The sequence below is a fragment of the Myxosarcina sp. GI1 genome, assembly GCF_000756305.1.
GTDB lineage: Bacteria > Cyanobacteriota > Cyanobacteriia > Cyanobacteriales > Xenococcaceae > Myxosarcina.
The window spans coordinates 242729-268203 of record NZ_JRFE01000024.1; the positions used below are offsets into that span (position 1 = coordinate 242729).

A 25475-nucleotide genomic window follows, 5' to 3' on the forward strand; every position below is an offset into this window, starting at 1 on the left:
AAGTGGCTCTAATCACCGAACGATGTTTCCTTGTCTATGCCCTGATAAATTTATTGTGGACATATCTCGGACAAAATCAGCGATCGCTAAATTTGTTACTCTCGATCGAGGGCAAAACTCGATCTAAACCTCAGACTACTAACAATCTAATACTTTGGTTTTTGTCTATAGTTAATAGTTGCTTTAAAATTAATTTTAAACTTGAGCGAAATTAAACTTAAATTTAGAGCGAATTTATACCCTATTTGATTTTTATGGCTTTCTTTCGCCCAGACGAACAGTTAAATGCGATCGCACTATCTATTTTAGAAGCGGCGCGGTCTAAATTTCCCAGCTTGACTAGAGACAAAATTGCTATTACCTGGATAGTTTACGACCCACCAGTAGTTGTTAATACAGGTGGTGCTTTATCAGCAGCAGAATTTTGGCAATATCCAGTTAGAGGTTTTAGCTATCGGGGTATGGAAAGAATTTATCCCGCCAGCATAGTTAAGTTGTTTTATTTAGTGGCAATTCACGAATGGCTTGAAGGAGAAATGATTGCCGAATCCTGGGAATTAAATCGAGCTATTCGAGATGCGATCGCTCTTTCTAGTAACGATGCTACCAATTTAATTGTAGACGCACTTACGGGGACGACTAGCGGTCCCGAATTGCCTGCCGCACCTTTTGCCACCTGGAAACAGCAGCGCAATATTGTCAATCGCTATTTTAAATCTTTAGGCTGGGAAGAATTTGAAAGTATTAATGTCAATCAAAAAGTCTGGGGTGATGGTGCTTATGGTAGAGAGAGAGCTTTTTTAGGCGAAATGATGGAAAACCGCAATATGCTGACAACAGATGCAGTAGCCAGATTATTACATAGTATTGTCGGTGGTGTAGCGGTATCAAGTCAGCGATCGCAAGCGATGATGCAGTTGATTCAACGCAGTCTCGATTCTGCTAATTTTGTTAGTTACGATGGCGAAAATCAAATTGCAGGTTTTTTAGGCGAAGGTTTGCCTACTAACGCTAGAATTTGGTCGAAAGCAGGCTGGATGAGCCAAGTGCGCCACGATGCAGCTTATATTGAAATTCCCGATTTGCAGCCTTATTTGTTGGTAGTATTTACCGAGGGTAAAGATAACAGTCAAAACAAAAATATCTTACCTTTCATTTCTCAGGCTTTTGTTGAGGGAATGCAGAAATTATCGATCGCGTAGCTAGACCAGTTGGGAGCAAAAATTATAGATAAAAAAGATAATGTTTGCTATTTTAAATGGACATTTTTCAATGAAAACTAATTGCTTCGCAACTAGCGCAGGCGTTGCACTTTTGCCTTTTGCCTTTTGCCTTTTGCCTTTTGCCTTCGCGCAGCGGTACTAGCTTTTCCTACGTACCTATAGGCTTTACGATAATAACAAGTTTTAGTAATAAGCAAAAATTATGCGTATTTTGATTATGGGGGGAACTCGTTTTATTGGAGTTTACCTAACTAAGTTGTTGGTCGATCGCGGTCATGAAGTCGTTTTGTTCAATCGCGGGAACAATCCCCCGCCAGTAGCAGAAGTTAAACAGATTCATGGCGATCGCAAAGATCCCTCACAGCTAAAAGAGAAGTTGGCAGAAGAAAGTTTTGATGCAATTTTTGATAACAACGGTCGCGAACTAGAGCATACCAAACCGTTAGTAGAAATATTTAAAGATTCCGTCCGACATTTTGTCTATATTAGTTCTGCTGGAGTTTATTTACCTTCGGCACAAATGCCTCACCGCGAAGGTGATGCGGTCGATCCTAACAGCCGTCATAAGGGCAAACATCACACAGAAGCTTATTTGGCTGAGTCTGGCATTCGGTGGACTGCAATTCGTCCTACCTATATCTACGGCGCGCAAAACTATAACGATTTAGAAGCGTGGTTTTTTGACCGTATAGTTCGCAATCGACCTCTTCCTATTCCCGATGGTGGCTTATATATTACTCAATTCGGTCACGTGCGAGATTTGGTTGAAGCTATGGCAGCAGTTTTAGACAATCAGCAGGCTGTGGGAAAAATCTATAATGTTAGTGGAGATCGCTACGTAACTTTTAACGGTTTGGCTTATGCTTGTGCCGAGGCTGTAGGCAAATCTCCCGATGAAGTAAAGTTGGTTCACTACGATTCGAGTAAGATTGACTTTGGCAAGCGTAAAGCTTTTCCCATTCGCAAACAGCACTTTTTTGCAGATATAACTCTGGCAAAACATGAGCTAAATTGGCAACCACATTACGATTTAACCTCTGGTTTAAAAGACTCATTCCAAAATGATTACTTAGCTTCTCAGCGAGACACTGCCAATATCGATTTTTCTTTAGACGAAGAAATTTTGCGAACGGTTTAATTAACTATAAATAGTCAAGCAAAATACAGCAATTTCTAGAAGATCTCTAACTATATTTTTAAACTAATAGTCAACTTATTGGAGGCTTTTAATTTGCTGTATTTTACGATAATTTTCTTTTATAAAAGCTTTTACACTGCTAACTTAGGAATTAAGCACTTACTATAGAAGCTATTCTTCATAGATTTTAATTATTTTACATAAATTTACTAAAATTATTATTGTTTATTTCTAAAGATAGATGTTTATTTTAAAAAATTGTCAAAAAACTAAATATAGAAACAATTTGTGTAGATAAATTTCTGTGAGAGCGAACTTTTATAAACTGTAGAGTTTTGTTGTTTCAAAAAAATTTATAATAATAGAGTAAAAAATTATTTTTTCTGTCTTTTGATAGACAAGGAACTCAATAAGTATTTATAGAATTTTTGATAATTCAAATTGAATAAATTTAGAGATAAAGGAGGGAAGGTTTATGTCTTATGCAGAACCTTTAGGCGATCGAGTTGTCGAACCTGTAGTAACCGAGAGAGTACCCGATTACCACGATCGCGTTAGATGGGGACCGATTATTGCGGGCATTGTGGTTGCTATTGCCACGCAGTTAATTTTAAGTGCTCTGGGAGCCGCTGTAGGTTTAACTATTGGTGGCAATGGAGTTGGCGTTGGTGTAGGAATTTGGTCGGTTATTAGCTTGTTAATTGCTTTATTTGTAGGTGGCTGGGTTACAGCTAGTACCTGTGGTCCGATGAATAAAAAAACTGCTCTGTTGCACGGACTAATTTTTTGGGCGACAACTCTAGCAGTAAGTGGTTGGCTACTTGCTAGTGGCGTATCTGGTGCCTTTGGGATAATTGCGTCTAATGCAGGAGAAGTATTGAACCAAGTTCAGCAACCTGGAGGAGTCGAAGTTCCCAGTCGCGCTCCAAATATATCTGCTGCTGAAGCACAAAATATTGCTCAATATTCAGCCAAGGCAGCGTGGTCATTTATTATTGGTTCTTTGCTTGGTTTGGCTGCTGCTCTTATTGGAGCTTCGGTGGGTGCGAGAAAACCGAGAAGAGTTACTCGAGCTGCCGAAGTCAGGTAAGACATAGCTATTCAAGATTAACTGGTAATTACAGTAGTACAGTTGAATAGTTGGGATAAAAAACCATTAATTTATTAGAAAGCAGAAAGTAGAAAGTAATATACGTATGCGTCAAAGCCGTCTAACCAACGGCTTAAAATACTATCTAAATCTAAAATTGCTTTCGATCGCACTTGAGAGCAAACAAGAGCAAATATCATTGATGCAGTCGCCAATGTTTTTAAACTTAAGAGCGCACTGCATCACTTTTTTGTGGCAAAACATAAATTGCCCCCGAAACCAGCGTAAAAACCACGCACAGCCAAAAAGCTATTAGTGACGGCAGCCGCCAGATATCTGATAGAGGTGCTATTAATAAAGCGATCGCGATAATTTGGCTGACGGTTTTAAGTTTACCCCAAATATTGGCTCCTGAAATGCTGCTACTGCCAGTTAGTTTGGGATTGACTCGCCATCCTGCGATCGCTAATTCTCTAGCTAAAATCAAAAAGACCCCCCAGGCTGGTATTAGCTGAAGCTCGATTAATGCCAGCATAGAACCTAAAACCAGTAGTTTATCTACCAGCGGATCGAGAAATTTCCCTAATTCGGTAACTAAATCGTATTTGCGAGCTATATAACCATCTACCCAGTCAGTCCCTGCCGCCAACAAAAAAATTCCCACGCACAGCCAACGGTTAGCCGCAGTAGGATAATTGAGTAAGTAAAGAATAAAAGGCAACCCAAGAAGACGCGAGATAGTAATCCAAGTGGGAAGATTCATGCTATTGCTATTATTTAGATCGATCCTAATAATAACAAATTAAAAGCGATCGCCAGTCTCAGACGTAATTAACAAGCTCCTTTACGTGTCAATACTACTTGCACAGTGCATAAGATTAAATAAAGATCGTAAAAATTAGACCATTTTCGCTGATAGTCTAGATCCATACGAACTATTTCCTCAAAATCAAGTACGTTAGAACGACCTTTTACTTGCCATTCTCCAGTAATTCCTGGTTTGACCAGCAATCGCTTATAATGATGCTCTTCATATAAAGCTACTTCATCGATAGTTGGGGGACGAGTACCAACTAAGCTCATTTCTCCTCTTAGCACGTTCCAAAACTGAGGAAATTCATCGAGACTAGTTTTGCGAAGAAACCGACCAATACGCGTGATACGGGGATCGCATTCGTTTTTAAAAATTAGTCCCTTAGCTTGATTGATAACTAAGTGCTTTTGTTTTTCTGCTCCCACAGTCATCGAGCGAAATTTCCAAATCCGAAATGGTTTGCCATTGACTCCACAGCGTACTTGACTGAAAAAAATCGGTCCCCGATTGTCTAACTGCATGGCGATCGCAATGGGAACGGCAATAACTGCGACAATTAGCAGTCCAATTAAAGCTCCTATAATATCGAGCGATCTTTTGATTTTATTAGTAACGGAAGGATGAAATTTTAGTTTTGAATATAATGGTAAAACTGGCGAAGTTCCCAACCGAACATTAGAGGAGAAATGCATAAATTTATATTATTTAAATAACATCAAAGTTATTGCGTATAAAACAATTTCTTTAATGTTACGCAAACCCTCGGTACCTAGCTAGTTAGAAGTAACTACTTTACTGAATCTTCAAAGTTAGGAAGTCGCTCTATTTCAATTTGATGCTTTTAATGTTTCAAATGTGTGAAGTAAATATTTATCGTATGGCTCGATTCCAAATCAAAACCGAGATGAAGTACCGCTTACGCAACTAAAATCAAAATTCCCATTTGACCCCAGGAGCTATAGCAGTAAGCTATTGGCATTACCTAAGTTCAAATATTTAGCTGTTTTTAGTGATACAAAGGAGATATCTAAAACGCTAATTTACAAATTATCTTATTCTTATGGAAGATCGATCTAGCTATCTAGAATCAAGTATAGATATTCAGGATTTAGTTAAATTAGTTCCTTTTATGGCTGGGTTGCCCGAAGAGAGCCTACACAAAACCATGCATCATTTTGTAGCTATCTCTCATCCAGCCAATCAGGTAATTTTGTTAGAAAATGATTGGGGAAGTTCTGTATATTTTATTTTAGAGGGCTGGGTTAAAATCCGCACCTACAATCTCGACGGCAAGGAAGTTACTCTTAATATTATCGGTAACGGCGAACTGTTTGGAGAAATGGCAGCTATTGACAAAACGCCACGTTCTACTGATGCCATTACTCTAACCGATACTCGAATCGGTAGAATACCCGCTCAAAGCTTCCTCGATCTGATTTATTCAGAACCTTTAGCAGGAGTAAGGCTCGCTCAGCTAATGGCAAAACGCTTGCGACAAGTAAATCGACGATTGCAACTGCGAGAATCAAATAGTATTTCGCGTGTGGCAGATGCGATTTTGTTTTTGGTAGAGGGACAGGGAAAGGAAGGAGAAACTGGAACGGTAATTCCCAATCTGCCTCATAGAGAAATTAGTAGCTTGAGTGGACTGGCAAGAGAAACTGTAACGAGAGTATTAACTAAACTAGAAAAGAAAGGATTAATTCAGCGAGACTCAGATCTCATGCGAATTCCCGATCTACCCGCTTTAGAAGATACTATCTGCTAGCATTTAGTCTTGCCGAGTATATTCATCATCTCGAATTATTGCTTTATGTTTTTCAAAAATTTTAGATCTAGATCGCCACGAAAGGTGACTAAATTTACGGCAAATTACGATGACTGGGTTGATGGAGAAGATCCAGCAATAGTTCCATCTTCAACAGTAGTTTTTAGCGAACCTCATCAAAAAAAAACTAATTCTACTAATACTGTGGTTATGGTAGAAACTGCTTTTTTAGCGAGTGCGGCAAGTTTGATTTGGCTGATCGACTATTATTTTCCTTTAGGTCCACTACTAAAAATTTTCTTTCCCATACCCATCGCCTTGATTTATCTACGTAGAGGAACTCGCGCTTCCTGGATGGCAGCTTTAACTTCTGGATTACTGTTGTCGGTATTGATGGGACCGACTCGCAGCATTGTATTTGTCATGCCTTATGGTTTCATGGGAATACAGCTAGGAGCCTGTTGGCGACGTAGGGTAAACTGGCAACTATCAATTATTTTAGGTGCTTTATTAGGCTCATTAGGCATATTTTTTCGCTTTTGGTTATTTTCTCTATTGCTTGGTGAAGACCTATGGGTTTACGTAATTACCCAAATTACCCAATTTATCGATTGGGTTTTTTTGAAATTAGGTATTTTGGCCCAACCAAGCTTTGTCTTAATTCAAACTCTAGCTGTAGGATCGATTTTACTCAATAGTCTGGTATATTTGTTTGCGGTTCATTTAGTAGCTCTAATGCTATTCGAGCGACTAAAAAATCCCATTTCTTCCCCTCCAGAATGGGTACGAGTACTTTTAAATGATTAGATAAGATAAAGCTAAAAATACTGTTATATCCAGGCTAAAAAACCAACCGCGACCTAGTGATTTATCTTTACAGCCAATTGCAACAGGGAACAAATTGGTTGAGGCGATATGCCAACCACTCTCCCACACTAGCCTGTATTTTGGGCTTTACCGCTACAGCTTTAATTAAAAATATTTCTGCTGCTGGTTCGACTCCCAAAGAGCGCGAATATACAGCGATCGCCGATGCTGAATTTTTAGCTTCGGGAATTCAGTCTTGCTATCAACGTCCTTTACCAATTTTGACTCATGGGCTTTCACCTACTTTTATTACTCGCGCTATGGTCGAAGCCTTAAGGTTGCCAGTGCAAATATTTAATGCAGGCTTGCTCCATCAACCATCAGTAGCAACAATCGATTTGGGAGGTATACCCGCCAACTGCCTGACCACAGGTCGAGCCATGCCTTTAGATACGGTCAGGCATTTGTTCGATCGCGGCTGGCAATGGGGAAAAAAACTAGCTGCTACTAACGACTACGTGCTGATTGGCGAGTGCGTTGTTGGTGGAACGACTACAGCTATGGCAGTTTTAACTGCTTTGGGAATAGAGGCTCGTCAATTAGTTAGCAGTAGCTTACAAAAATGCGACCGCGATTTTAAATGGTCGGTAGTTAAAACGGGATTGAGCGCGGCAGACTTATTGACTGCTCCCAACAGCGTCGATCCTCTGGCTGTAATCGCCGCAGTAGGCGATCCCATGCAGGCAGTAGCAGCAGGAATGGCAATTGCTGCCAGCCAGAACACGGGTGTAATGTTAGCAGGAGGTACGCAAATGCTGGCTGTGTATGCTTCGATTCAAGCTATTGCCAGCTACTATGATTTGGCTATGGTAGCGGATAATATTGTGGTTGGTACGACTCGTTGGGTAGTTGAAGATTTGACTGGAGATGCGATTTCGTTGGCAAAAATTATTGATGGAGTCCCACTATTAGCAACTGGACTAAATTTTGCTACTTCAAAATATCCTGGTTTTCGGGCTTACGAACGAGGATATGTTAAAGAAGGCGTTGGTGCTGGGGGATGCGCGATCGCCGCTCACCTCAAACAAAGCTGGACTCCTACTCAATTACTTACAATTGTTGAAACGCTTTTTGCTCGCTATCAAAACTTAAGAATGAACGCGATAGGTTAGTATTTGTTCTTCTAGAGCGGCGATACGGTTGTAGGCAGCGGTAAGCTGTGCTGTCAGACGACGAATTTGAATATCCGACGACAAACCGCGATCGCTTTGAGCATTTATTTTGCTAGTGCTAGTGTTATCATCGATCAAAACATCTTTATGAGTTAGCTGATATTTTGAGTCATTTTGCGGCATAGCAGAACGTGCACTAGTTTTAGTCAAATCACTCAAAGAATAAGAAGAATTTTCTACGGTAGATTGTTTATCCCGATCTAACTTATAAATGCGCTCGTCTAAACGTGCGATTATTTCGTACAGACAATCTATTTTATCTTTTAATTCGCTAATCTGTATTTGCAAGGAATCCATAAAAAATATCTTTATATGCTCACTTTCATACAATTTTAAAAGCATTCAACCCTAAGTTAACAACTATTCCTTATTCATTTAACAATTGCCGTTAATTCTTGCTATGTTTTACTTCCAAAAAATATACCTTTTATATTAAGCGGTTGTTAAAGATTAAATAAAAATTAAATCCTAAATTATTTATCATCAATTTCGCTCTATCAAACTATAAAAATAGTAATTTGACTCGGTGTTAATAATGACTTTAGCTTCTAACCAGACGACAAATTTTTACAACCGTCGCTTTTTCTTAAGAGGTTTGATAAGTATAATTACTTTCTTAGTTGCATCGGGATGTAGTAACAACAAAAAAAACTTGAAAATTTTATTATTAGAAGATTCTATACCTTTGCAATCTATAGGAGATTTTCGTAAAATTGCGAGACAAAAAACAAAAGTAGAATTTCAATCTCAGCCTCAGCTTAGAAGCATTTATACCCATATACAAGATTTGCATCGATCGAAAGATTTAAATAATGATAAAAGTTTATCGAGTGAACCGCTAAAAAACCGTAACTTTACCAATTTAGCTACTTTAGGAGACTCGTGGTTGGAAACAGCAATTCAACAAAATTCCCTCCAACCTTTAAGCTCAGAAGAATTAAATAACTGGTCGAAATTGCCTCAGCCCTGGCACAAACTAGTCAGGCGTAATAGTAAGGGAAAGTTAGATGCTAACGGACAAATTTGGGGCGCACCCTATCGTTGGGGAAGTGTAGTCATTGCTTATCGAAAAGACAAATTTAAACAATTAGGTTGGTCTCCTACAGACTGGAGCGATCTTTGGCGAGAAGAGTTGCGCGACCGCATTTCATTATTAGATTCTCCGAGAGAAACTATTGGTTTGACCTTGAAAAAGTTAGGCTACTCTTACAACACAGAGGATTTAGAGCGCGTAGCAAATTTAGAATCAGAATTATCAGCTTTACACCAGCAGGTCAAGCTATACAGTTCCGATACATATTTGCAGCCCTTAATTTTAGGTGACACTTGGTTAGCTGTTGGCTGGTCGGCAGATGTTTTGTCTATTAGCAAACGCTATACAGATATCGAATTTGTTATTCCTCGTTCGGGTACATCTCTCTGGACAGATTTGTGGGTAAAGCCACGACTACCCGAAAGTTCTGAGATAAATAAAGCTCTTAGTTCTACGATCGCTCAATGGATTGATTTTTGCTGGCAGCCCAAAACTGCACGGCAGATATCCTTATTTACCAATGGTACTTCACCAATTTTGATAGGTACCAAACTCCAAGACTTACCTGAGAGTTTACGAGATAATCTACTATTAAGTTCGGCAGCAATAAATTTTGATGACAGCGAGTTTTTATTACCTTTAAGCGATCGATCTGAGCAGCAATATCGCAATCTATGGCTAAAAATTAGGCGCTTGACTTCTACATAAAAAAAGTTAGCATCAAGCAAAATGCTTACTAATTCTGTCAAATCTAAAAAATTTATTACGTACTACATTTTGTTGGAGTACGTAATAAAAAACATTGACATAATCTTCAAAAAAAATCTTTATTGTTAGATTGCAAACCAGGTTGTGCCGCTACCTGTAGATAGCTGATGTTTACTCATCAGCTAAATTCTCGAACCAATTTTTGGATCTGAGTCACAGACATCTGACTAAACTTTAAACAAAATTTTATTAGTTTCTTATAGACATAACAATATTAAATTAAAACAGTAAAAAATACTGTAATGTATTACAAATTTAATCCTAAAAACCATATATGCTCTCTAACCTGGACTGGACTTCTTTTTGCAAGTCAAGTAAGTTCTGGAGGTAGCGCATTTGAAGCGGTCTTAGCTCCAGTTGTTATGGGACTACCAACAGTTTTTGTCGGTATAAATATTCGTGAAAAAGCTGAAAAAAATAAAAGAGATAGAATTGTTAGATCGATTAACCAGAATAAAGAAGTAACGGCTAGTGAAGTAGCTAATCTACTAAATTTATCTGGTTCAGAAGCGAGAAATATCTTAGACTCCTTAGTAATGGAAGAACGTATTGAAATAACTAATCGTTTGACAGATATGAAAGTAATATATATACCAGCAGAATATTAGGATTGTTTATCTACGAATATTATTCTAGTTAATGCAGAATATTCGATCTGACATTTATGGTTTGTTCACTTTGGCATTGACAAAGTCAGAGGATATCAGTTGCTAAAAAGAGTAGTCTCTCTGACGAGTAGACCAAAAGAAGCATAGCATGAAGGTCTCTTTAAATCGCGAAAATAACCGTCAAAGAATGGATCGAGCAAAAGCCACTTTTCAAAAAATTTGGGGCTATGAAGATTTTCGTTACCCTCAAGGTGAAATAATTCGGACTCTGTTAGCGGGAAAAGACGCATTAGTAATTTTGCCTACTGGCGGCGGTAAATCTATTTGTTTTCAGCTACCAGCACTCTTACAAACGGGATTAACTATAGTTGTATCTCCGTTAGTAGCTTTGATGGAAAACCAGGTTAAGCAACTACAACAACTCGGTTTACCTGGAGGATTGTTACACGGCGAGCTTTCCAAGCAACAGCGACAACAAACTTTACATGCGATCGCCAGACAAGAGTTGAGGTTGTTGTATCTATCGCCAGAAACTTTACTCAGCGTACCTGTTTGGAAATTAATATCCCAACCACAGATTGAAATTACAGGACTGGTTTTAGACGAAGTTCATTGTTCGATCCAGTGGGGAACTACTTTTCGTCCAGCTTATCGCCGTTTGAGTGCTGTCCGTCGCAACTTGTTAGAGTGCAAACCTGCGGGTACTAAAATCGCCGTCGCCGCCTTTACTGCTACTGCCGATCCCCAAACTCAAAAAGCGATCGCCCAAGCTTTAGAACTACAGCAGCCAGAGACTTTTTTAGTTAGTCCCTATCGTGCCAATCTCAACTTAAAAGTTCAAACTGTTTGGACACCAAAAGGTAGAAAGCAACAGGCTTTAAACTTTATTAGAACCCAAAAAAAGCGATCGGGTTTGGTTTATGTGCGATCGCGCAAGGATAGTGAAACTATAGCTAATTGGTTTAAATCTTTAAATTATGCTGCCAAAGCTTATCATGCAGGATTGAGTTCTACAGAACGCAGAGTAATAGAAAGCGACTGGCTAACAGGAAAAACTCAGTTTGTCGTTTGCACCTCTGCTTTTGGGATGGGTATTGACAAACCAGACTGTGCCTGGGTAGTTCACTGGCACGCACCAGAATTACTTGCCGAGTATATTCAAGAAGTAGGGAGAGGAGGCAGAAATGGTAAGCTTGCAGAGGCTTTAACTTTAGTTAGCGAACCAACTGGTTGGCTAAATCCTGAAGATAAGCAGCGCAGTCAGTTTTTTAGCCAACGTTTGCAAAAACAATATCAGCAAGCCAGACAAATAGCCAAAAAAATTCCAGCCCAGGGAGCGTTCGAAGCGATTGTCAAGCAAAATCCCCATGCTGAAATTGCTTTGGGAGTTCTCCATAGTTTGGGTATGGTTTATTGGCAAAGTCCTTTTTACTATCAGAAAAAGGCTACTACCATTAGTGTAAATCGTTTATTAGCAGAGCGAAAACACTCTGTCGAACAGTTACAACAATATTTAAAAACTACACAATGTCGCTGGCAATTTTTATTATTGTCTTTTGGTTTTACTAAAGAAGCGGCGAATTTTAGCTGTGGTCACTGCGATAACTGTTTGAAAAATAAGTAAATAAGTTTAACAATCGGCGCAGCAACTGAGTACGGCAAATTAAAGTTAGCTGTTTTTTGCGATCTATATACAGACAAGCTAATATTTGTTCGACTGAAAATTTCACAAACTGAAAATTATTTGCTTAATAACTCAGACCATTTGAAAGTTATGATTTTTGGTAAAGCAATACAAACTGTTGTATTGATTAGAATCATTGACCATAAAGTAAAATCGTTAACTACCATAGCTTTTTCTCTTTGTTTAGTATGGATTGAAGTGGCTTTTTTCTATACCCTTATATTATGAAGGAAAATATTCAAATAGCAATCATTAACAAGTTAAAATTTTTTCTAACAAGAATAAGTTTTGTTTATGTATAAATACTTGTAATAAAAGTTTATATTTTCAAAAGCGATCGCTCGCGTCCTCAAACATTAGTCAACCCGCTTGTTAAATATCAAAATGATCCGTTCTTTAATTAGTTTTTGGGTAAACCACATACATCCCAAAATTAGTTCTTTAATTACTACCATCGGTATTGTGGGCTTAGTTATTTCTCTATCAATCTTATTTATCCTTACCGAGTTAGCTCATGAAGTTCTCGAAAAAGATGCTTTTGATTTTGACGAATCGATATTACTGTCAATTCATTCTGTAGCTAATCCTTACTTAGATCGAGTGATGCTAACCGTAACTCATTTAGCTAATCCCACTGCTGTTCTTGTTGTTTTCGGAGTTAGTTCGCTCTTACTTTTGTGGCAACGTTATTATATAGAATTGGTAATGCTGGCGATCGCCTCTTTTGGTGCTTATATTCTCAATACAGAACTAAAACTGTTGTTTGTCAAAGTTCGCCCTCAACTATGGACTCAGTTAATTACAGAAACCTCTTTTAGTTTTCCTAGCGGTCATGCTTTGGGTTCGATCGTACTCTATGGCTTTATTGCTTATTTGCTAGCCAAAGAATATTCTAAATTTGCTGCTTTAATTTACACTGTGGCGACAACTTTAATTGCTGCTATTGGCTTGAGCCGCCTTTATTTAGGAGTACATTGGCCCACAGATATAATTGCAGGATACGGAGTTGGTTTTTTATGGTTGATAAGCTGCATTACGATGTTAAAGTTACGCCGAGTCGAGCAGGGTTCGGAAACAGTATAAAATTCGTAGGAAGCAAGGCACTGCTTTGCCCGTATGGGAATTTGCATGGAGAGAGTAAAACATTGCCTTACCCGTACGGGATCGGGAATTATAATTTGCTTAAAGCTGCTATCTGTGCTTCGGCTTTGTTTAAAGATTCATGCCATTCTTTTTCGGGATCGCTGTCGGCAACGATACCCGCACCAACCTGTCCGTAAACCATTGCCGTAGTATTAGGTTTGGCAGAATTGATATAGAGAAGGCTGCGAATTAGGATATTTAAATCTAAATTACCTCGGCAATCTAAGTAACCACAAGAACCATAAAACAGGCTGCGCCTTACTGGTTCTAATTCTTCAATAATTTCCATACAGCGTACTTTCGGGCAGCCCGTAATAGTTCCGCCAGGAAACATAGCGCGAATTAGATCGACAGCGTTGCGATCGCTCGGCAAAATACCTCTGACATTACTAACCAGGTGCATTACGTGACTGTAACGTTCGATCTCCAGTAGTTCATCTACCGTTACCGAACCCCACTGACATACTCGACCTAAATCGTTACGTTCCAGGTCTACTAACATAACGTGTTCGGCTCTTTCTTTGCTATTTGACACTAGTTCGCCAGCTAAAACGCTATCGCTCTCAGTTGTCTTACCTCTGGGTCTAGTTCCTGCTATTGGTCTGGTTTCGGCTACATTATCCTGCAATTTAATCAAGCGTTCGGGAGAACAGCTAACAACATCACCCCAGGGCGATCGCCAGTAGCTAGCAAAAGGCGAAGGATTTATTTGTTTTAAGTTTTGATATATCGTCCAGCTATCAGTTTTGGTTGCAGTTTGAAACCGCAAAGATAAATTGGTTTGAAAAATATCTCCTGCTTGAATATATTTTTTTGCTTGTCTGACGGCATGTTGGTATTCTAATTGTGAGGTTTGAAAAGAGAAATTTGGTAAAGTTTTTGCACTGTTGGAGCGAGGTGAAGCTTGGGGATCGACCTCGAATAAAGAGCCATAACCCCTATAGTTTTCTGTTTCTAAAAAACTTTGAGGGCGATCGACAGCTAATATAGACCGAGCAACGTTATTAGAAATAGAGGAACTAACCAAAGCAGCAAACTCCAATCTAGCTTCGAGTTCGTCTAGCTGTTGGGGAACTGTGGCTGCCAGCCAGAGAGTTTGCTGCTGATGATCTAAAACAGCAAAACAATCTGGTTCGTACCAATATGCTACAGGAAAAGGAAGGGGATCTCTATTTTTGTCAGGCAAACGTTCGATTTCCCAAGCCAGATCGTAACCCAACCAACCCAGCCACCCTCCAGTAAACGGCAGGTGAGCGATCGCGGTATTATTATTCATCTGGCAACGATCTACTAGCGAATTTAGGCTTGATAAAATCTTACCGAGTGGAAAAGTCCATAGTTGAAGTTTGCCGTCAACTAAGCGCGGTTTGCCAGCACAGATTGAATAACGAGCCAGCTTACCAGTGCGACCGACAGGACTTTCTAAAAGCGTAGCAATGCGATCGCTATGGTAAAACAACTTCTCAAAAATCTCGGCAGCAGTACGATTATTAAGTGTTTGCGATCGCCAGTACCAAGGTAACAACTGTTTCATCGAATTAAAAAATTAATTAAGCCATACCTCCAAACGACCAGCGAGCAAACCAAAAAGGAATTAAAACTGCCAAAGCCAGCCAGTCTCGCCAGCGCAACTTCAGATGATGCCACTGTACCTTATGCTCGTTAGGACTGGTAAAACCGCGTACGTCCATAGCTGTAGCAATTTGTTCGGAGCGCAACAATAGATTTTCTAATAATTTTTCAGCAACCACTAGCCAAAGCTTAAAGCTACGTCGCAGTCCGAGTTTTTTCCAGTCAATTGCTCTGGTACGGATCGATCTAACTAAATTTTGAATTTCTTCTAAAACTAAAGGAATAAAACGTAGTGAGAGAGTGAGAGTTAGAGCTATTTCCGATACAGGGAGTTTAAACCAACGTAGAGGTTTCATCAAATCTTCTAAACCTGCGGTGATTTCTTCGGGTGCTGTAGTTAATAAGTATAGGTTGGTGCTGTAAATTAAGGTAAAAAATAAGGTCGAAACCCGCACGGCTATATCTAGAGAACGACGAGTAATAGTAATTTGAGGGATGAAAAGAAAGCCAGGACGATCTACATAAGTATATCGATACGAAGTAGGCTGCGGTAGCTCTAGGGGACATTCGGCAGGATTTTCTACTGGCTCCGAACAAAATTGCGGCGTTCTGGGCTGTGATTCTACAGCCAAGCCATCAGGAGCAATACAGGCGATTGCAAAAATTAAACTGCATAGTAAAATTAACCAGCCCATCTGCTTGCGCCAGACTCTTAAAGGAATCGCTGCTGACAATGTTATTAACATAAGCAATCCTACTAATGCCAAACGCCAAACAGGATTGGCAAGTAAAGGCGCAATCAAAAATGTCATCAGCCAGGCAAGCTTAACTCTGGGATCTATTCTATGCAGCCAAGTTTCTGGTTGTTCTAAATAAAGTCCAATGGGAAGCGAGCGCAGTAAATCCATTGTTGTCGTTTATTGTTAATAGCTTCTAACCAGTATAGTAATAACTAACAGTCTATTAACCTACAATCTTATTAGCAGCAAAAAAGGTAGACTGCATAGCCTACCTCACTGTTACGGAACTATTAAATCGAAACTTGGAATTTTAGCCTCCAGCTACCGCAGGAACGATACTTACTTCGTCTCCATCATCTAGATTGGTATCCGTACCCTCTAGAAAACGAATATCTTCACTATTGACATAGAGATTGAGAAAGCGACGGGGTTTACCTGTTTCATCACAAATACGTGCCTTAATTCCAGGGCAGTTAGTTTCCAGAGAATTAATTAATTCATCAACATTACTACCACTGCACTCGATAGTAGCTTGATTGTTGGTAAATTTTTGCAAGGGGGTGGGAATTAATACTTTAACGGTCATAATTGGTCACAAACAATAAACTATGTAGTAAATGAATTTAAACAGTAACTTGCTGCCATTCAAGGCGTTCTAGAGTACGAGAACGTTCTAAAGCTCGCTCGAAACTATCGAGTTTGGGTTCGATGGTGAAAGGTTCGCCAATATAACCCTGTACGGCTTCCTGGGTTTTTAAGCCGTTACCAGTAATGTAAGCAACAGTAGTTTCATCGGGGTCAATTTTACCTGCTTCTACTAGCTTTTTCAGCACGGCAATAGTCGTACCGCCAGCGGTTTCGGTAAAGATACCTTCGGTTTCGGCAAGTAGCTTCATGCCCTCGACAATTTCAGCATCGCTAACGGATTCGATATTACCATTAGTCTTACGAGCGAGGTCTAGAGCGTACATACCGTCGGCAGGATTACCGATCGCGATCGATTTAGCAATGGTGTTGGGTTTGACTGGCTTGACAAAATCTCTACCTGCTTTAAATGCTTCGGCAATGGGAGAGCAACCGTCTGCCTGTGCGCCGCTAAAGCGGACATCTTTTGCTTCTACCAAACCTGTTTTAATAAATTCTTGAAAGCCTTTATAGATTTTAGTGTAGAGAGAACCAGAAGCCAGAGGTGCTACTACGTGGTCTGGTAGTTGCCAACCCAACTGTTCGGCAACTTCAAAACCGAGAGTTTTAGATCCTTCAGAGTAGTAAGGGCGTAAATTGATATTGACAAATCCCCATCCGTAGCTATTGCCCACTTCCGAACACAGACGGTTTACCTGATCGTAGTTGCCTTTAACTGCCATGACAGTAGGATTGTAGATTAAAGTACCGAGAACTTTTCCTGCTTCTAGGTCGGCAGGAATAAATACGCAACAGTCCATACCTGCATGGGCGGCGATCGCAGCAGTTGAATTGGCTAAATTACCAGTACTAGCACAAGATACTGTAGAGAAACCAAGTTCTCTAGCGCGGGTTAAAGCTACAGATACTACCCGATCTTTAAAGCTCAAGGTAGGCATATTGACGGCATCGTTTTTGATGTAGAGATTTTTTAGACCCAGACGACGAGCTAAACGAGTCGATTTGACTAAGGGAGTCATTCCAGTGCCAACATCGATGGGATTTTCGGTTTCTACTGGTAGAAAAGCCTTATAACGCCAAATTGAATTAGGACCTGCAGCTATGGTTTCTCTACTTACAATAGAGCGAATTGCCTCATAGTCATAAGCAACTTCTAAAGGAGAAAAGGTTTCTTCGCAAACGTGAAGTGCTTCTAAGGGATATTTTACCCCTCCTTCTTTTGATACCAAATTGGTAAAAGTCCGTGGTTTTGATGTCTTAGCTATTGCCTGGGTCATTTAATTAATTCCTGGTTTCTACTGATTCCGTGACAGTGGTTTTGATAGTAGCACAGCCAAAAAATCGAGTCAAACATACCCGATAATTTTTGTCGGGTATAATTTTTGGACATAAAAAAATGCCGTAACGGCATCCTATTTGACTATAAAAATCCTATAAATTACGGTAAACGGTTACTATTAAAGTTTAAGGCTCAATTCGCGCTAAATTGGCATTTTGATAGTAATGAGTCAAAATTTGGTTGTAGGAAACTCCCTGTTTGGCTAAATAATATGCACCCCACTGACTCAAACCCAAACCGTGACCAAAACCCCGACCGTGAATTTTTAAATTATTACCGTCGGTAGCAACTCGAAACAAAGTGCTACGCAAACCCAATGTCTGTCGTATATCTGAACCTTCTATTACAGCAGTTCCGAGATCGCCAACAACCTTCATAGTTATAACTCGACCGTAGGGAGTCACAGTTTCTGGCACGAGGTTTTTAATCTGTCCGACTCCTGCAACTAGATTCATAATCTGGCTGACGGGAACGATTTGATTCCATTCAAATACGGGTGACTGTTGGTCGTAATCTACAACTGCTCTTAAATAAGGCAAGGGAGAAGTCCAAACATCTTCTACATTTTCTGTATGACCGCCCGAAGAAGAGTGAAAAGCAGCTAAAATAACTTGGTTATTGTAGGTCATAATTTGACCTAAAGTTCCATCAACTGCTGCATGGGTAGTCGTGTATTCGCTATCGAGTCCCTTATATACTTGAGTGCCAACAGTGGTGTCGAGATCGTAAATACCATTAGTACCTGTTTTTTGCTTGTACAAAGCATAGGAGCGGGCTGCTACTGCCTGAGCTTTTAGGGCTTCAATAGGCCAGGTAGAAATCGCTTCAGCACCTACCACACTATACAAATACTGTTCGAGATCGACATGATTGATTGCCGTCAAACTCTCACCCTGACGTATTAAACGAGTTCGTCCCCGATACCAGCGATCGCCAATCCAGACATAGCCATCGTCTTTGGGTTCGATAATTAATTCTGTAGCATTAAGGCGTTCTAGAGCAATACCGCTACCATTAGTTTTTGCCGCTAAAGAAGACATGGGAGTTAGTTCGCCAATAGGCTGTCCCGCACCATTTTTAACTACGGCAGTAGTCGAACTTCCTACTTTAAGGCGCTCGACATTCTTTTGCACAGCTACTCTTAGCTCTAATGCTTGGGCAGGTAAAACTAGAACTATCCAGAGTAATAAAGATAATAGCCAAGAACTACGAGCCAACGATAATTTATTCAATAAAGCAGTAATTAGTTTATAGTTTTGAGATGTCATTGTTTTTGTAAATCTCCTCAACAACTAAAATCAACCCGAAATAATAGCGAGCGATTTAAAAATATAGTCTTATAGATAGATGGATCTCAAACTAATAGTGTTTCTTATTTTTTGGCAATTCGTCAAGTAAAGTTTGAAAATACAAACAAAGTGTAAAGCGATCGTCCACTTCAAATAGAGACTAATTGTTAAGATAGATACTTAAATTCTTAAGACAAGAAATTAGCTCGAAGATTATCTATAGTGGAAATTACCTTTTTAGGAACCAGTTCTGGAGTACCGACGCGATCTCGCAACGTATCTAGTATCGCCCTGCGCCTTCCCCAACGTGCCGAAGTTTGGCTATTTGACTGCGGCGAGGGAACGCAGCATCAGCTATTGCGTAGTGATATTAAGAGTTCGCAAATTCGTCGCATTTTTATTACCCACATGCACGGAGATCATATTTATGGTCTGCTAGGGTTAATTGCTTCTGGCGGTTTGGCTGGTAACGCTCAGGCGATCGATATTTATGGTCCTGAAGGGTTAAAAGCATATCTCGAAACTGGTGCTAAATATTCTTGTTTTAAATTGGGTTCGCGACTGCGAGTACATACAGTCAAACCTGGTTTACTTTACGAAGACGACGAGTTTAGCATTAGTTGTCAATTATTAAAACATCGCATTCCCGCTCATGGCTATCGTATAGTCGAACAAGATCGTGCCGGAAGATTTGATATCGACAAAGCTAAAGCTTTGAGAATTCCTCCAGGACCAGTTTATGGCAAACTAAAGCAGGGGCAAGTAGTAACCCTAGAAGACGGTCGGGTTATTAACGGTAAAGAACTTTGTGGCGAACCAGAAACAGGACGAAAAATAGCTTACTGCACCGATACCGTATTTTGTGAGGCAGCAGTAGAATTAGCGCGAGATGCTGATGTCTTAATACACGAAGCGACTTTTGCTCATCAAGATGCAGAGATGGCTTTTGAACGGATGCACTCGACTTCTACTATGGCAGCGCAAGTGGCATTACTAGCAGGGGTTAAAAAATTAATCATGACTCATTTTAGCCCTCGTTATGCTCCTGGTAATTCCCTACAGCTAGAAGATCTCAAACAAGAAGCAAGAGCAATTTTTCCTAATACCAAGCTGGCTTATGACTTTTATACGTATGAAGTTCCCAGACGTAGAGAAGCAGCTGAGAAAAAATTGAAAGTTGCTAGTTAAAAGAAAAGCGAAGTATCCCATTTTGGCAGATAAATTAAACAACAATTTGTCCATTAAGATAAGCACATCGTAACCCCAGCATTTGAGTTACCAAATTGGGATTCTACTGCATCCCATAAATTTTTAAACGGCAGTCGACTTGTGAAGCAGGATACGATCTCAAAGCTGGCTTGCATAGTAATTTATTGCTTCAGTTATCATCTAATTCTGGCATATTTTAACTTGATATTTTGATGCGACGGCTCTATTTTTAGTGGAGTGTTTTAAAATTTGTTTTAAATAAAATTTTTGCGTAAATAAACAGTAAATTAATGTGTTTTTTATTTTGTCTTTCTTTTTTTTATAATCATGTAGTTCAATATGATTTATGCCAAAAAATTATTTTATTGCTAAAGCTTATTTTTACATCAATCGGGTTTAGTAATAAGAATTGTAAACTGTCTTTGACATCAATATGCTAAACTATTAAATATAAAGTTTATCCGTCAATCGGGATAAAAAAAACAAAACAAATATTATTAAATTGTTTTTTTGTAGACATTTGAGGTCGAATATATCTACAAAAATCTTAGAATTGTTGCTGTTTTTGCAACTAATATCAATTTTAAAATACGTCTGTTAAAAAAGTTTAGTAGTTGTAAAAATATTTCTCAACAGCTTGAAAAGCTAAAAATAATTTGAGGGAGTAAAAGAATAATTTCTTTTTAAACGATTGATGTTTAATTTCCTTAAGATTGAGAATTCTTTTTTTTCTGGCGATCGCCCAATTTTAGGTCGCACCTTACCTTCATTACTAAACGAGGCTAGCGATTGTTATTTCAATCCTCAAGCATTCAATCATTGGCAAGAACAGGTTTGGCAGCCTCGATCGAATCGAGAACTGCTAACTGCTGCTGAAGAGCTAGCTTTGGGACTGTTAGAAGATAAATTAAAGCGAGGCGATCGAGTGGCATTTTTAATGCATGGCGATATCAATTTCTGTCTGGCAGATTTTGGTTCTTTACTAGCTGGACTAGTTGACGTGCCGATTGATTTGACTCAGACATTAGAAAATATCGCTTTTATCCTGCATCATTCAGCAGCCAAAGTATTAATCGTATCTAATTTAGATTTATTGGCTCAAGTCATTCCCTATTTAGGTAACACTCCCAATCTTCAGACAGTTATTGTCGCCGATATTCCTAATGACTGGGAAGAACAACGTACCCGACTATTGACCTGCGAAATCGATGAGTTCGGAATTCGGAATTCGGAATTTGGAGTTATTAACAACTACGAACTACAAACTACGAACTTTTCCTGTCTTTGTATTCCTTTATTGCTCTGTCAGGGTCGGCAAGAACTATCTTGTCCCGAACTACCTCATTGTATTCAACTATTGTCGCTTGACGAAATTAGAGCCAGAGGTAAAGCGTTCTGGAATCGAGAGAAAGGACAGCTATTAAATGCAAAAATATCTCCACAAGACTTGGCAACTATCGTTTATATTGCGGGAGAAACGGGACAGCCTAAAGGAGTAATGTTAACTCATGAAAATATTACTGCTGATGTTCTTACTACTTTTAACAGCCTTGAGGATCTCAAGCCAGGTACAAGAGAAGTAATTCTGTCTTTTTTACCTCTAACCCATATCTTTGCGCGAGCCTTAGTTTACGGTCATATTTGTTACGGTCACAGCATCTATTTTTCTACACCCAATCGGGCAGCTAGAGATTTTCAAACCGTAAGACCGACGATTGTAGCTACCGTACCGCGATTGTTAGAAAAAACCTATCAAAAGATTGTCGATCGCGGTAACAAACTTACAGGATTTGAAAAAAAAGTCTTTGATTGGGCATTAAAGCTAGCCCACAGTTACGAGTTGGGCAAAGGGCTAAACTCTTTGGAGTCTATCCAGTTTGCCTTAGCCGATCGTTTGGTTTTCACTCGCTGGCGGAAGCCTTTTGGCGGAAGGATTAAATATTTTATTAGTGGTGGCGCGGCATTAAAAGCCGACATTGCTAATGTGCTGAGCGCGGCAGGAATGACCGTATTACAGGGCTATGGTTTGACTGAAACCAGTGCGACGATCTGTTTCAACCGAGCAAAATCAAACCGTGCGGGAACGGTAGGAGTACCAATTCCAGGAGTAAAAATTGCGATCGCCGATGATGGAGAAATCTTAGTTAAAGCTCCTTACGTAATGTCAGGCTACTATCGAAATCCAGAAGCTACTAAGGCAGTTATTGACGAAGAGGGATGGTTGCATACAGGTGATTTGGGGCAATTTACCTCAGAAGGTTTTTTAACCATTACAGGTAGTAAAAAAGAACTATTCAAGCTTTCTACTGGTAAATATGTTATCCCCCAACCACTAGAACAGCGAGTCAAACAATCGTCTTTAGTCAAACAGGCAGTAGTAGTGGGATTGCAGAAAAAGTTCTGTAGTATGTTGGTTTTTCCCAATTTAGATAAGCTGCAAGAGCGTGCTAAAGCTTTGAACTTATTTTTACCCGTTACCGAGTTATTGCAGCAGCCAGAGATTGTCGCTCTCTATCAAACCTTAGTAGACGATGCCAACCAAAGTCTGCCTAGATGGTCGAAAGTCAAACAGTTTCAACTACTCGATGCCGATCTTACTTTAGCTAATGGTTTGTTACACCCAAGTGGAAAGATCGATCGCGCCAAAGTCAACGAGACATTTGCGGCAGAAATTGACGCTATGTATGGAGAAGACCCAGAGTTTTTGGGGGCAAGGGAGCAACCTGCCATTACGGAAGTTCGTAGTACACGCAAAGCGACAGGCTACGCAACGGAGTTAAATTTGCTCCTCAAACAAATTCAAATTGGTGAAATACAAATCTCTAGCTTATATTCAAAAATCCGAATTCTTTCGGTAAAACGACTAACCAAGAAAATTTTCACTAAAGCGAAGTTACTCTGGCAATCGCTTAAAAATTATTTTACTCTGCCCTCCACTATGCCGTGGAAGCTACAAAAAAATACTAATTCTAAAGATTTAGAGTAAATCTAAGGGAGGAAAATCAAATGTTTAAACCGTTCCGAACCGCTGCTGTTTTAGGTGCGGGAGTCATGGGTTCGCAGATTGCGGCTCACCTGGCTAATGCTGGCTTGACGGTTCATTTACTAGATATACCTGCCGCAGAAGACAATAAAAATGCGATCGTCGAAGCTGCCTGGAAAAAAGCACTAAAGCACAAGCCCCCAATCTTATACACAGAAAAAACTGCCCGTCGCATAACTTTGGGAAATTTTGACGAACATCTCGATCGCCTGGCAGATGTAGACTGGGTAATTGAAGCAGTGGTAGAAAACTTGGCAATCAAACAGCAGTTGATGGCAAGAATTGAAGGCGTTATCAGTCATGAGGCGATCGTTTCTACCAATACCAGTGGTTTGCCCGTCAATGAAATCGCTCGCGGCTTGCCTGAATCTTTTCGCCAGCGTTTTTTAGGCACGCATTTTTTTAATCCCCCACGCTATCTCAAATTACTAGAGCTAATTCCCACAGAAGATACGGACACCGAAGTTTTACTCAGACTGGAATGGTTTGCCCGTCTGCATCTCGGTAAAGGTGTAGTTGTGGCTAAAGACACTCCCAATTTTATTGCTAACCGCATTGGTATTTACGCCACCATGCTAGGGATAAAAGCCTTTATCGATGAAGGATACACTATTGAAGAAATCGATACTCTAACGGGAACTCTGATAGGAAGACCAAAATCGGGAACTTTTAGAACTGCCGACCTAGTAGGATTAGATACTTTAGTTTACGTAGCAAAAAATCTCTATCCTGCTATTCCCGATGATGAAAGTCGCGAAGTTTTTCGCGTACCTGCGCTACTAAACAAACTGGTAGAAACAGGGTCGTTAGGAGCGAAAGCAGGGCAGGGTTTCTATAAAAAAGAACGGGGACAAATTCTGTCTCTAAATCCCCAAACCTTTGCTTATGAGCCAGCTAAACCTCTAGATTTAGGCGATTTGAAATCTTTGCCAAAACTAGAATTATCAGAACGCTTGCAAGCTTTATATCGGGATAAAGGACGGGCTGGTAAGTTCTTCCGCAAGCTGATGCTGTCGATACTAAGCTACAGTTCGGCTCGTATTCCTGAAATTACCGACAGTCTCGCAGAGATCGATCGCGCCATGCGCTGGGGATTTGGTTGGCAACTAGGTCCTTTTGAAATCTGGGATGTTTTGGGTTTCAAAACCGTTATTAACGATATGCAGACAGCCGATATTCCCCTGGCAGATTGGATAAAAACGATGATTCAACAGCATCAGGTAGCGGGATTTTACCGACAAGACAAAGTTTACACTCCCAATAGCGGATATGTGACTTTAAACCTTCCTCACGACGAACTCGACCTCAATGCCATTAAATCTCAATCTAAAAATGTTCTCTGGCAAAACGACGAAGCTGCCCTATTAGATCTTGGGGAGGGAGTAGTTTTATACGAATTTCGCTCCAAAGGCAACACCCTCAGCTTTAAAGTCATGGAGGGGCTAGCAGAAGTTTTAGATCTGCTCGAAACCAGTGACTATCGAGGCATGGTTATTGGCAATAGCAACGATAACTTCTGTGGTGGCGCAAATCTGGTAGAAATTGACAAGCTGGCTCAGTCTGGACAACTAGAGCGAGTAGCCGATTTGGTACGACAATTTCAAACTACTTTACAGAGAATTCACTACTTTCCCAAACCTATCGTAGCTGCCGTTAGAGGATTAGCTCTCGGTGGCGGTTGTGAATTAGTTATGGCTTGCCCCCAAGTTGTTGCCGCAGCCGAAAGTTACATCGGACTAGTAGAACTAAGCGTTGGCTTGATTCCTGGGGCTGGTGGCATTATGCGGTTGGCAACCTGGGCAGCATCGAGAGCGGCTCAAGAAACCGCATCGCAGATTCAACCGTTCTTGCTACGAACCTTTGAAACTGTGGGTATGGCAACAGTTGCCAACAGTGCTTATGAAGCTCAAGAACTAGGTTTCTTGTCTCCCACTGCCAAGATTGTCATCAATAGCGATCGCCGTTTATACGTCGCCAAGCAAGAAGTTATCCATCTCGATTTAGAAGGCTATGTACCCATACCCTATCGCGACTCAATTATGGTTTTGGGTGAACCAGGCAGGGCAGCACTAGAACATGGTGCCTATGTTTTCCAGCAGGGAGGCTATATCTCCGAATACGATCGCTTTCTGGCTCAACGTTTGGCATACGTACTAACAGGTGGTGAACTGTCCGCACCTTCTCTAGTCAGTGAAGATTACTTACTACAGCTAGAACGAGAAACCTTTGTACCGCTACTCAAAGAAGCAAAAACCCAAAAGCGGATCGCACATTTATTGAAAACCAAGAAACCCTTAAGGAATTAATTCGGAGTTTGGAGTTAGTAGTTC

General features: G+C 40.0%; 21 protein-coding genes. 13 read left to right on the plus strand and 8 right to left on the minus strand.

Annotated features, from left to right (window positions below; translation table 11 throughout):
* The first annotated feature begins 254 nt into the window (after window positions 1–254).
* The 3 genes from KV40_RS18430 to KV40_RS18440 all read left to right on the plus strand — a co-directional run bounded on the left by KV40_RS18430 (window position 255) and on the right by KV40_RS18440 (window position 3451).
* Window positions 255–1202, plus strand: a complete 948-nt coding sequence (locus KV40_RS18430) for a serine hydrolase (RefSeq protein ID WP_036484616.1) — start codon at window positions 255–257, stop codon at window positions 1200–1202.
* Between the two features lie 223 nt (window positions 1203–1425).
* Window positions 1426–2361: an NAD-dependent epimerase/dehydratase family protein gene (locus tag KV40_RS18435; RefSeq protein ID WP_036484619.1), complete on the plus strand. Its 936-nt coding sequence runs from the start codon at window positions 1426–1428 to the stop codon at window positions 2359–2361.
* Between the two features lie 475 nt (window positions 2362–2836).
* Window positions 2837–3451: a hypothetical protein gene (locus tag KV40_RS18440; protein WP_036484621.1), complete on the plus strand. Its 615-nt coding sequence runs from the start codon at window positions 2837–2839 to the stop codon at window positions 3449–3451.
* A gap of 226 nt (window positions 3452–3677) precedes the next feature.
* On the opposite strand, the gene pgsA is transcribed toward KV40_RS18440, so the two are convergent.
* Both pgsA and KV40_RS18450 read right to left on the minus strand, forming a co-directional pair.
* Window positions 3678–4214, minus strand: a complete 537-nt coding sequence (gene pgsA, locus KV40_RS18445) for a CDP-diacylglycerol--glycerol-3-phosphate 3-phosphatidyltransferase (protein WP_036484623.1) — start codon at window positions 4212–4214, stop codon at window positions 3678–3680.
* Between the two features lie 68 nt (window positions 4215–4282).
* Window positions 4283–4957, minus strand: a complete 675-nt coding sequence (locus tag KV40_RS18450) for a sugar transferase (RefSeq protein ID WP_036484625.1) — start codon at window positions 4955–4957, stop codon at window positions 4283–4285.
* Window positions 4958–5325: 368 nt separating this feature from the next.
* Between KV40_RS18450 and KV40_RS18455 the strand changes: the two genes are divergently transcribed.
* From KV40_RS18455 to cobT, 3 genes are all read left to right on the plus strand, one after another.
* Window positions 5326–6033, plus strand: a complete 708-nt coding sequence (locus tag KV40_RS18455; protein WP_036484628.1) for a Crp/Fnr family transcriptional regulator — start codon at window positions 5326–5328, stop codon at window positions 6031–6033.
* Between the two features lie 84 nt (window positions 6034–6117).
* Window positions 6118–6840: a DUF2232 domain-containing protein gene (locus KV40_RS18460; RefSeq protein ID WP_253274309.1), complete on the plus strand. Its 723-nt coding sequence runs from the start codon at window positions 6118–6120 to the stop codon at window positions 6838–6840.
* Window positions 6841–6896: 56 nt separating this feature from the next.
* The gene (cobT, locus tag KV40_RS18465; protein WP_036484632.1) at window positions 6897–8012 is read left to right on the plus strand and encodes a nicotinate mononucleotide-dependent phosphoribosyltransferase CobT; all 1116 of its coding nucleotides are present in this window, start codon (window positions 6897–6899) and stop codon (window positions 8010–8012) included.
* Here the strand turns inward: cobT and KV40_RS18470 are convergent.
* Window positions 7989–8369, minus strand: a complete 381-nt coding sequence (locus tag KV40_RS18470; protein ID WP_036484635.1) for a hypothetical protein — start codon at window positions 8367–8369, stop codon at window positions 7989–7991. The genes cobT and KV40_RS18470 overlap by 24 nt on opposite strands.
* 355 nt (window positions 8370–8724) lie before the next feature.
* Here KV40_RS18470 and KV40_RS18475 point away from each other — a divergent pair, with 355 nt between their 5' ends.
* From KV40_RS18475 to KV40_RS18490, 4 genes are all read left to right on the plus strand, one after another.
* Entirely contained in the window at window positions 8725–9813 is a 1089-nt protein-coding gene (locus KV40_RS18475; protein WP_253274310.1) for an extracellular solute-binding protein, read from the plus strand.
* A gap of 302 nt (window positions 9814–10115) precedes the next feature.
* Entirely contained in the window at window positions 10116–10481 is a 366-nt protein-coding gene (locus tag KV40_RS18480) for a hypothetical protein (protein WP_036484638.1), read from the plus strand.
* Between the two features lie 148 nt (window positions 10482–10629).
* Window positions 10630–12105 carry an ATP-dependent DNA helicase RecQ gene (locus tag KV40_RS18485; RefSeq protein WP_253274311.1) on the plus strand — a complete coding sequence of 492 codons (1476 nt, stop codon included), beginning with the start codon at window positions 10630–10632 and terminating at the stop codon, window positions 12103–12105.
* A 444-nt stretch (window positions 12106–12549) separates the two neighbouring features.
* A complete protein-coding gene (locus KV40_RS18490; protein ID WP_036484641.1) occupies window positions 12550–13248 on the plus strand; it encodes a phosphatase PAP2 family protein in 699 nt (232 codons plus the stop codon).
* A gap of 88 nt (window positions 13249–13336) precedes the next feature.
* Here KV40_RS18490 and pabB read toward each other — a convergent pair whose 3' ends face one another.
* The 5 genes from pabB to KV40_RS18515 all read right to left on the minus strand — a co-directional run bounded on the left by pabB (window position 13337) and on the right by KV40_RS18515 (window position 18872).
* On the minus strand, window positions 13337–14842 hold the full coding sequence (gene pabB / locus KV40_RS18495; RefSeq protein WP_036484644.1) for an aminodeoxychorismate synthase, component I: 1506 nt from the start codon (window positions 14840–14842) through the stop codon (window positions 13337–13339).
* Window positions 14843–14858: 16 nt separating this feature from the next.
* Window positions 14859–15788 carry an energy-coupling factor transporter transmembrane protein EcfT gene (locus tag KV40_RS18500; protein WP_036484648.1) on the minus strand — a complete coding sequence of 310 codons (930 nt, stop codon included), beginning with the start codon at window positions 15786–15788 and terminating at the stop codon, window positions 14859–14861.
* 142 nt (window positions 15789–15930) lie between these two features.
* Window positions 15931–16206, minus strand: a complete 276-nt coding sequence (locus tag KV40_RS18505) for a MoaD/ThiS family protein (protein WP_036484651.1) — start codon at window positions 16204–16206, stop codon at window positions 15931–15933.
* Window positions 16207–16243: 37 nt separating this feature from the next.
* A complete protein-coding gene (gene thrC / locus KV40_RS18510; RefSeq protein WP_036484654.1) occupies window positions 16244–17542 on the minus strand; it encodes a threonine synthase in 1299 nt (432 codons plus the stop codon).
* Window positions 17543–17729: 187 nt separating this feature from the next.
* Window positions 17730–18872 carry a SpoIID/LytB domain-containing protein gene (locus tag KV40_RS18515; protein ID WP_036484657.1) on the minus strand — a complete coding sequence of 381 codons (1143 nt, stop codon included), beginning with the start codon at window positions 18870–18872 and terminating at the stop codon, window positions 17730–17732.
* A 243-nt stretch (window positions 18873–19115) separates the two neighbouring features.
* Here KV40_RS18515 and KV40_RS18520 point away from each other — a divergent pair, with 243 nt between their 5' ends.
* From KV40_RS18520 to KV40_RS18530, 3 genes are all read left to right on the plus strand, one after another.
* On the plus strand, window positions 19116–20081 hold the full coding sequence (locus tag KV40_RS18520) for a ribonuclease Z (protein ID WP_036484659.1): 966 nt from the start codon (window positions 19116–19118) through the stop codon (window positions 20079–20081).
* A 715-nt stretch (window positions 20082–20796) separates the two neighbouring features.
* A complete protein-coding gene (locus KV40_RS18525) occupies window positions 20797–23088 on the plus strand; it encodes a long-chain fatty acid--CoA ligase (protein WP_036484661.1) in 2292 nt (763 codons plus the stop codon).
* 20 nt (window positions 23089–23108) lie between these two features.
* Window positions 23109–25451, plus strand: coding sequence for a 3-hydroxyacyl-CoA dehydrogenase/enoyl-CoA hydratase family protein (locus KV40_RS18530; RefSeq protein WP_036484663.1), 2343 nt, complete (start codon window positions 23109–23111; stop codon window positions 25449–25451).
* Window positions 25452–25475 lie beyond the last annotated feature (24 nt).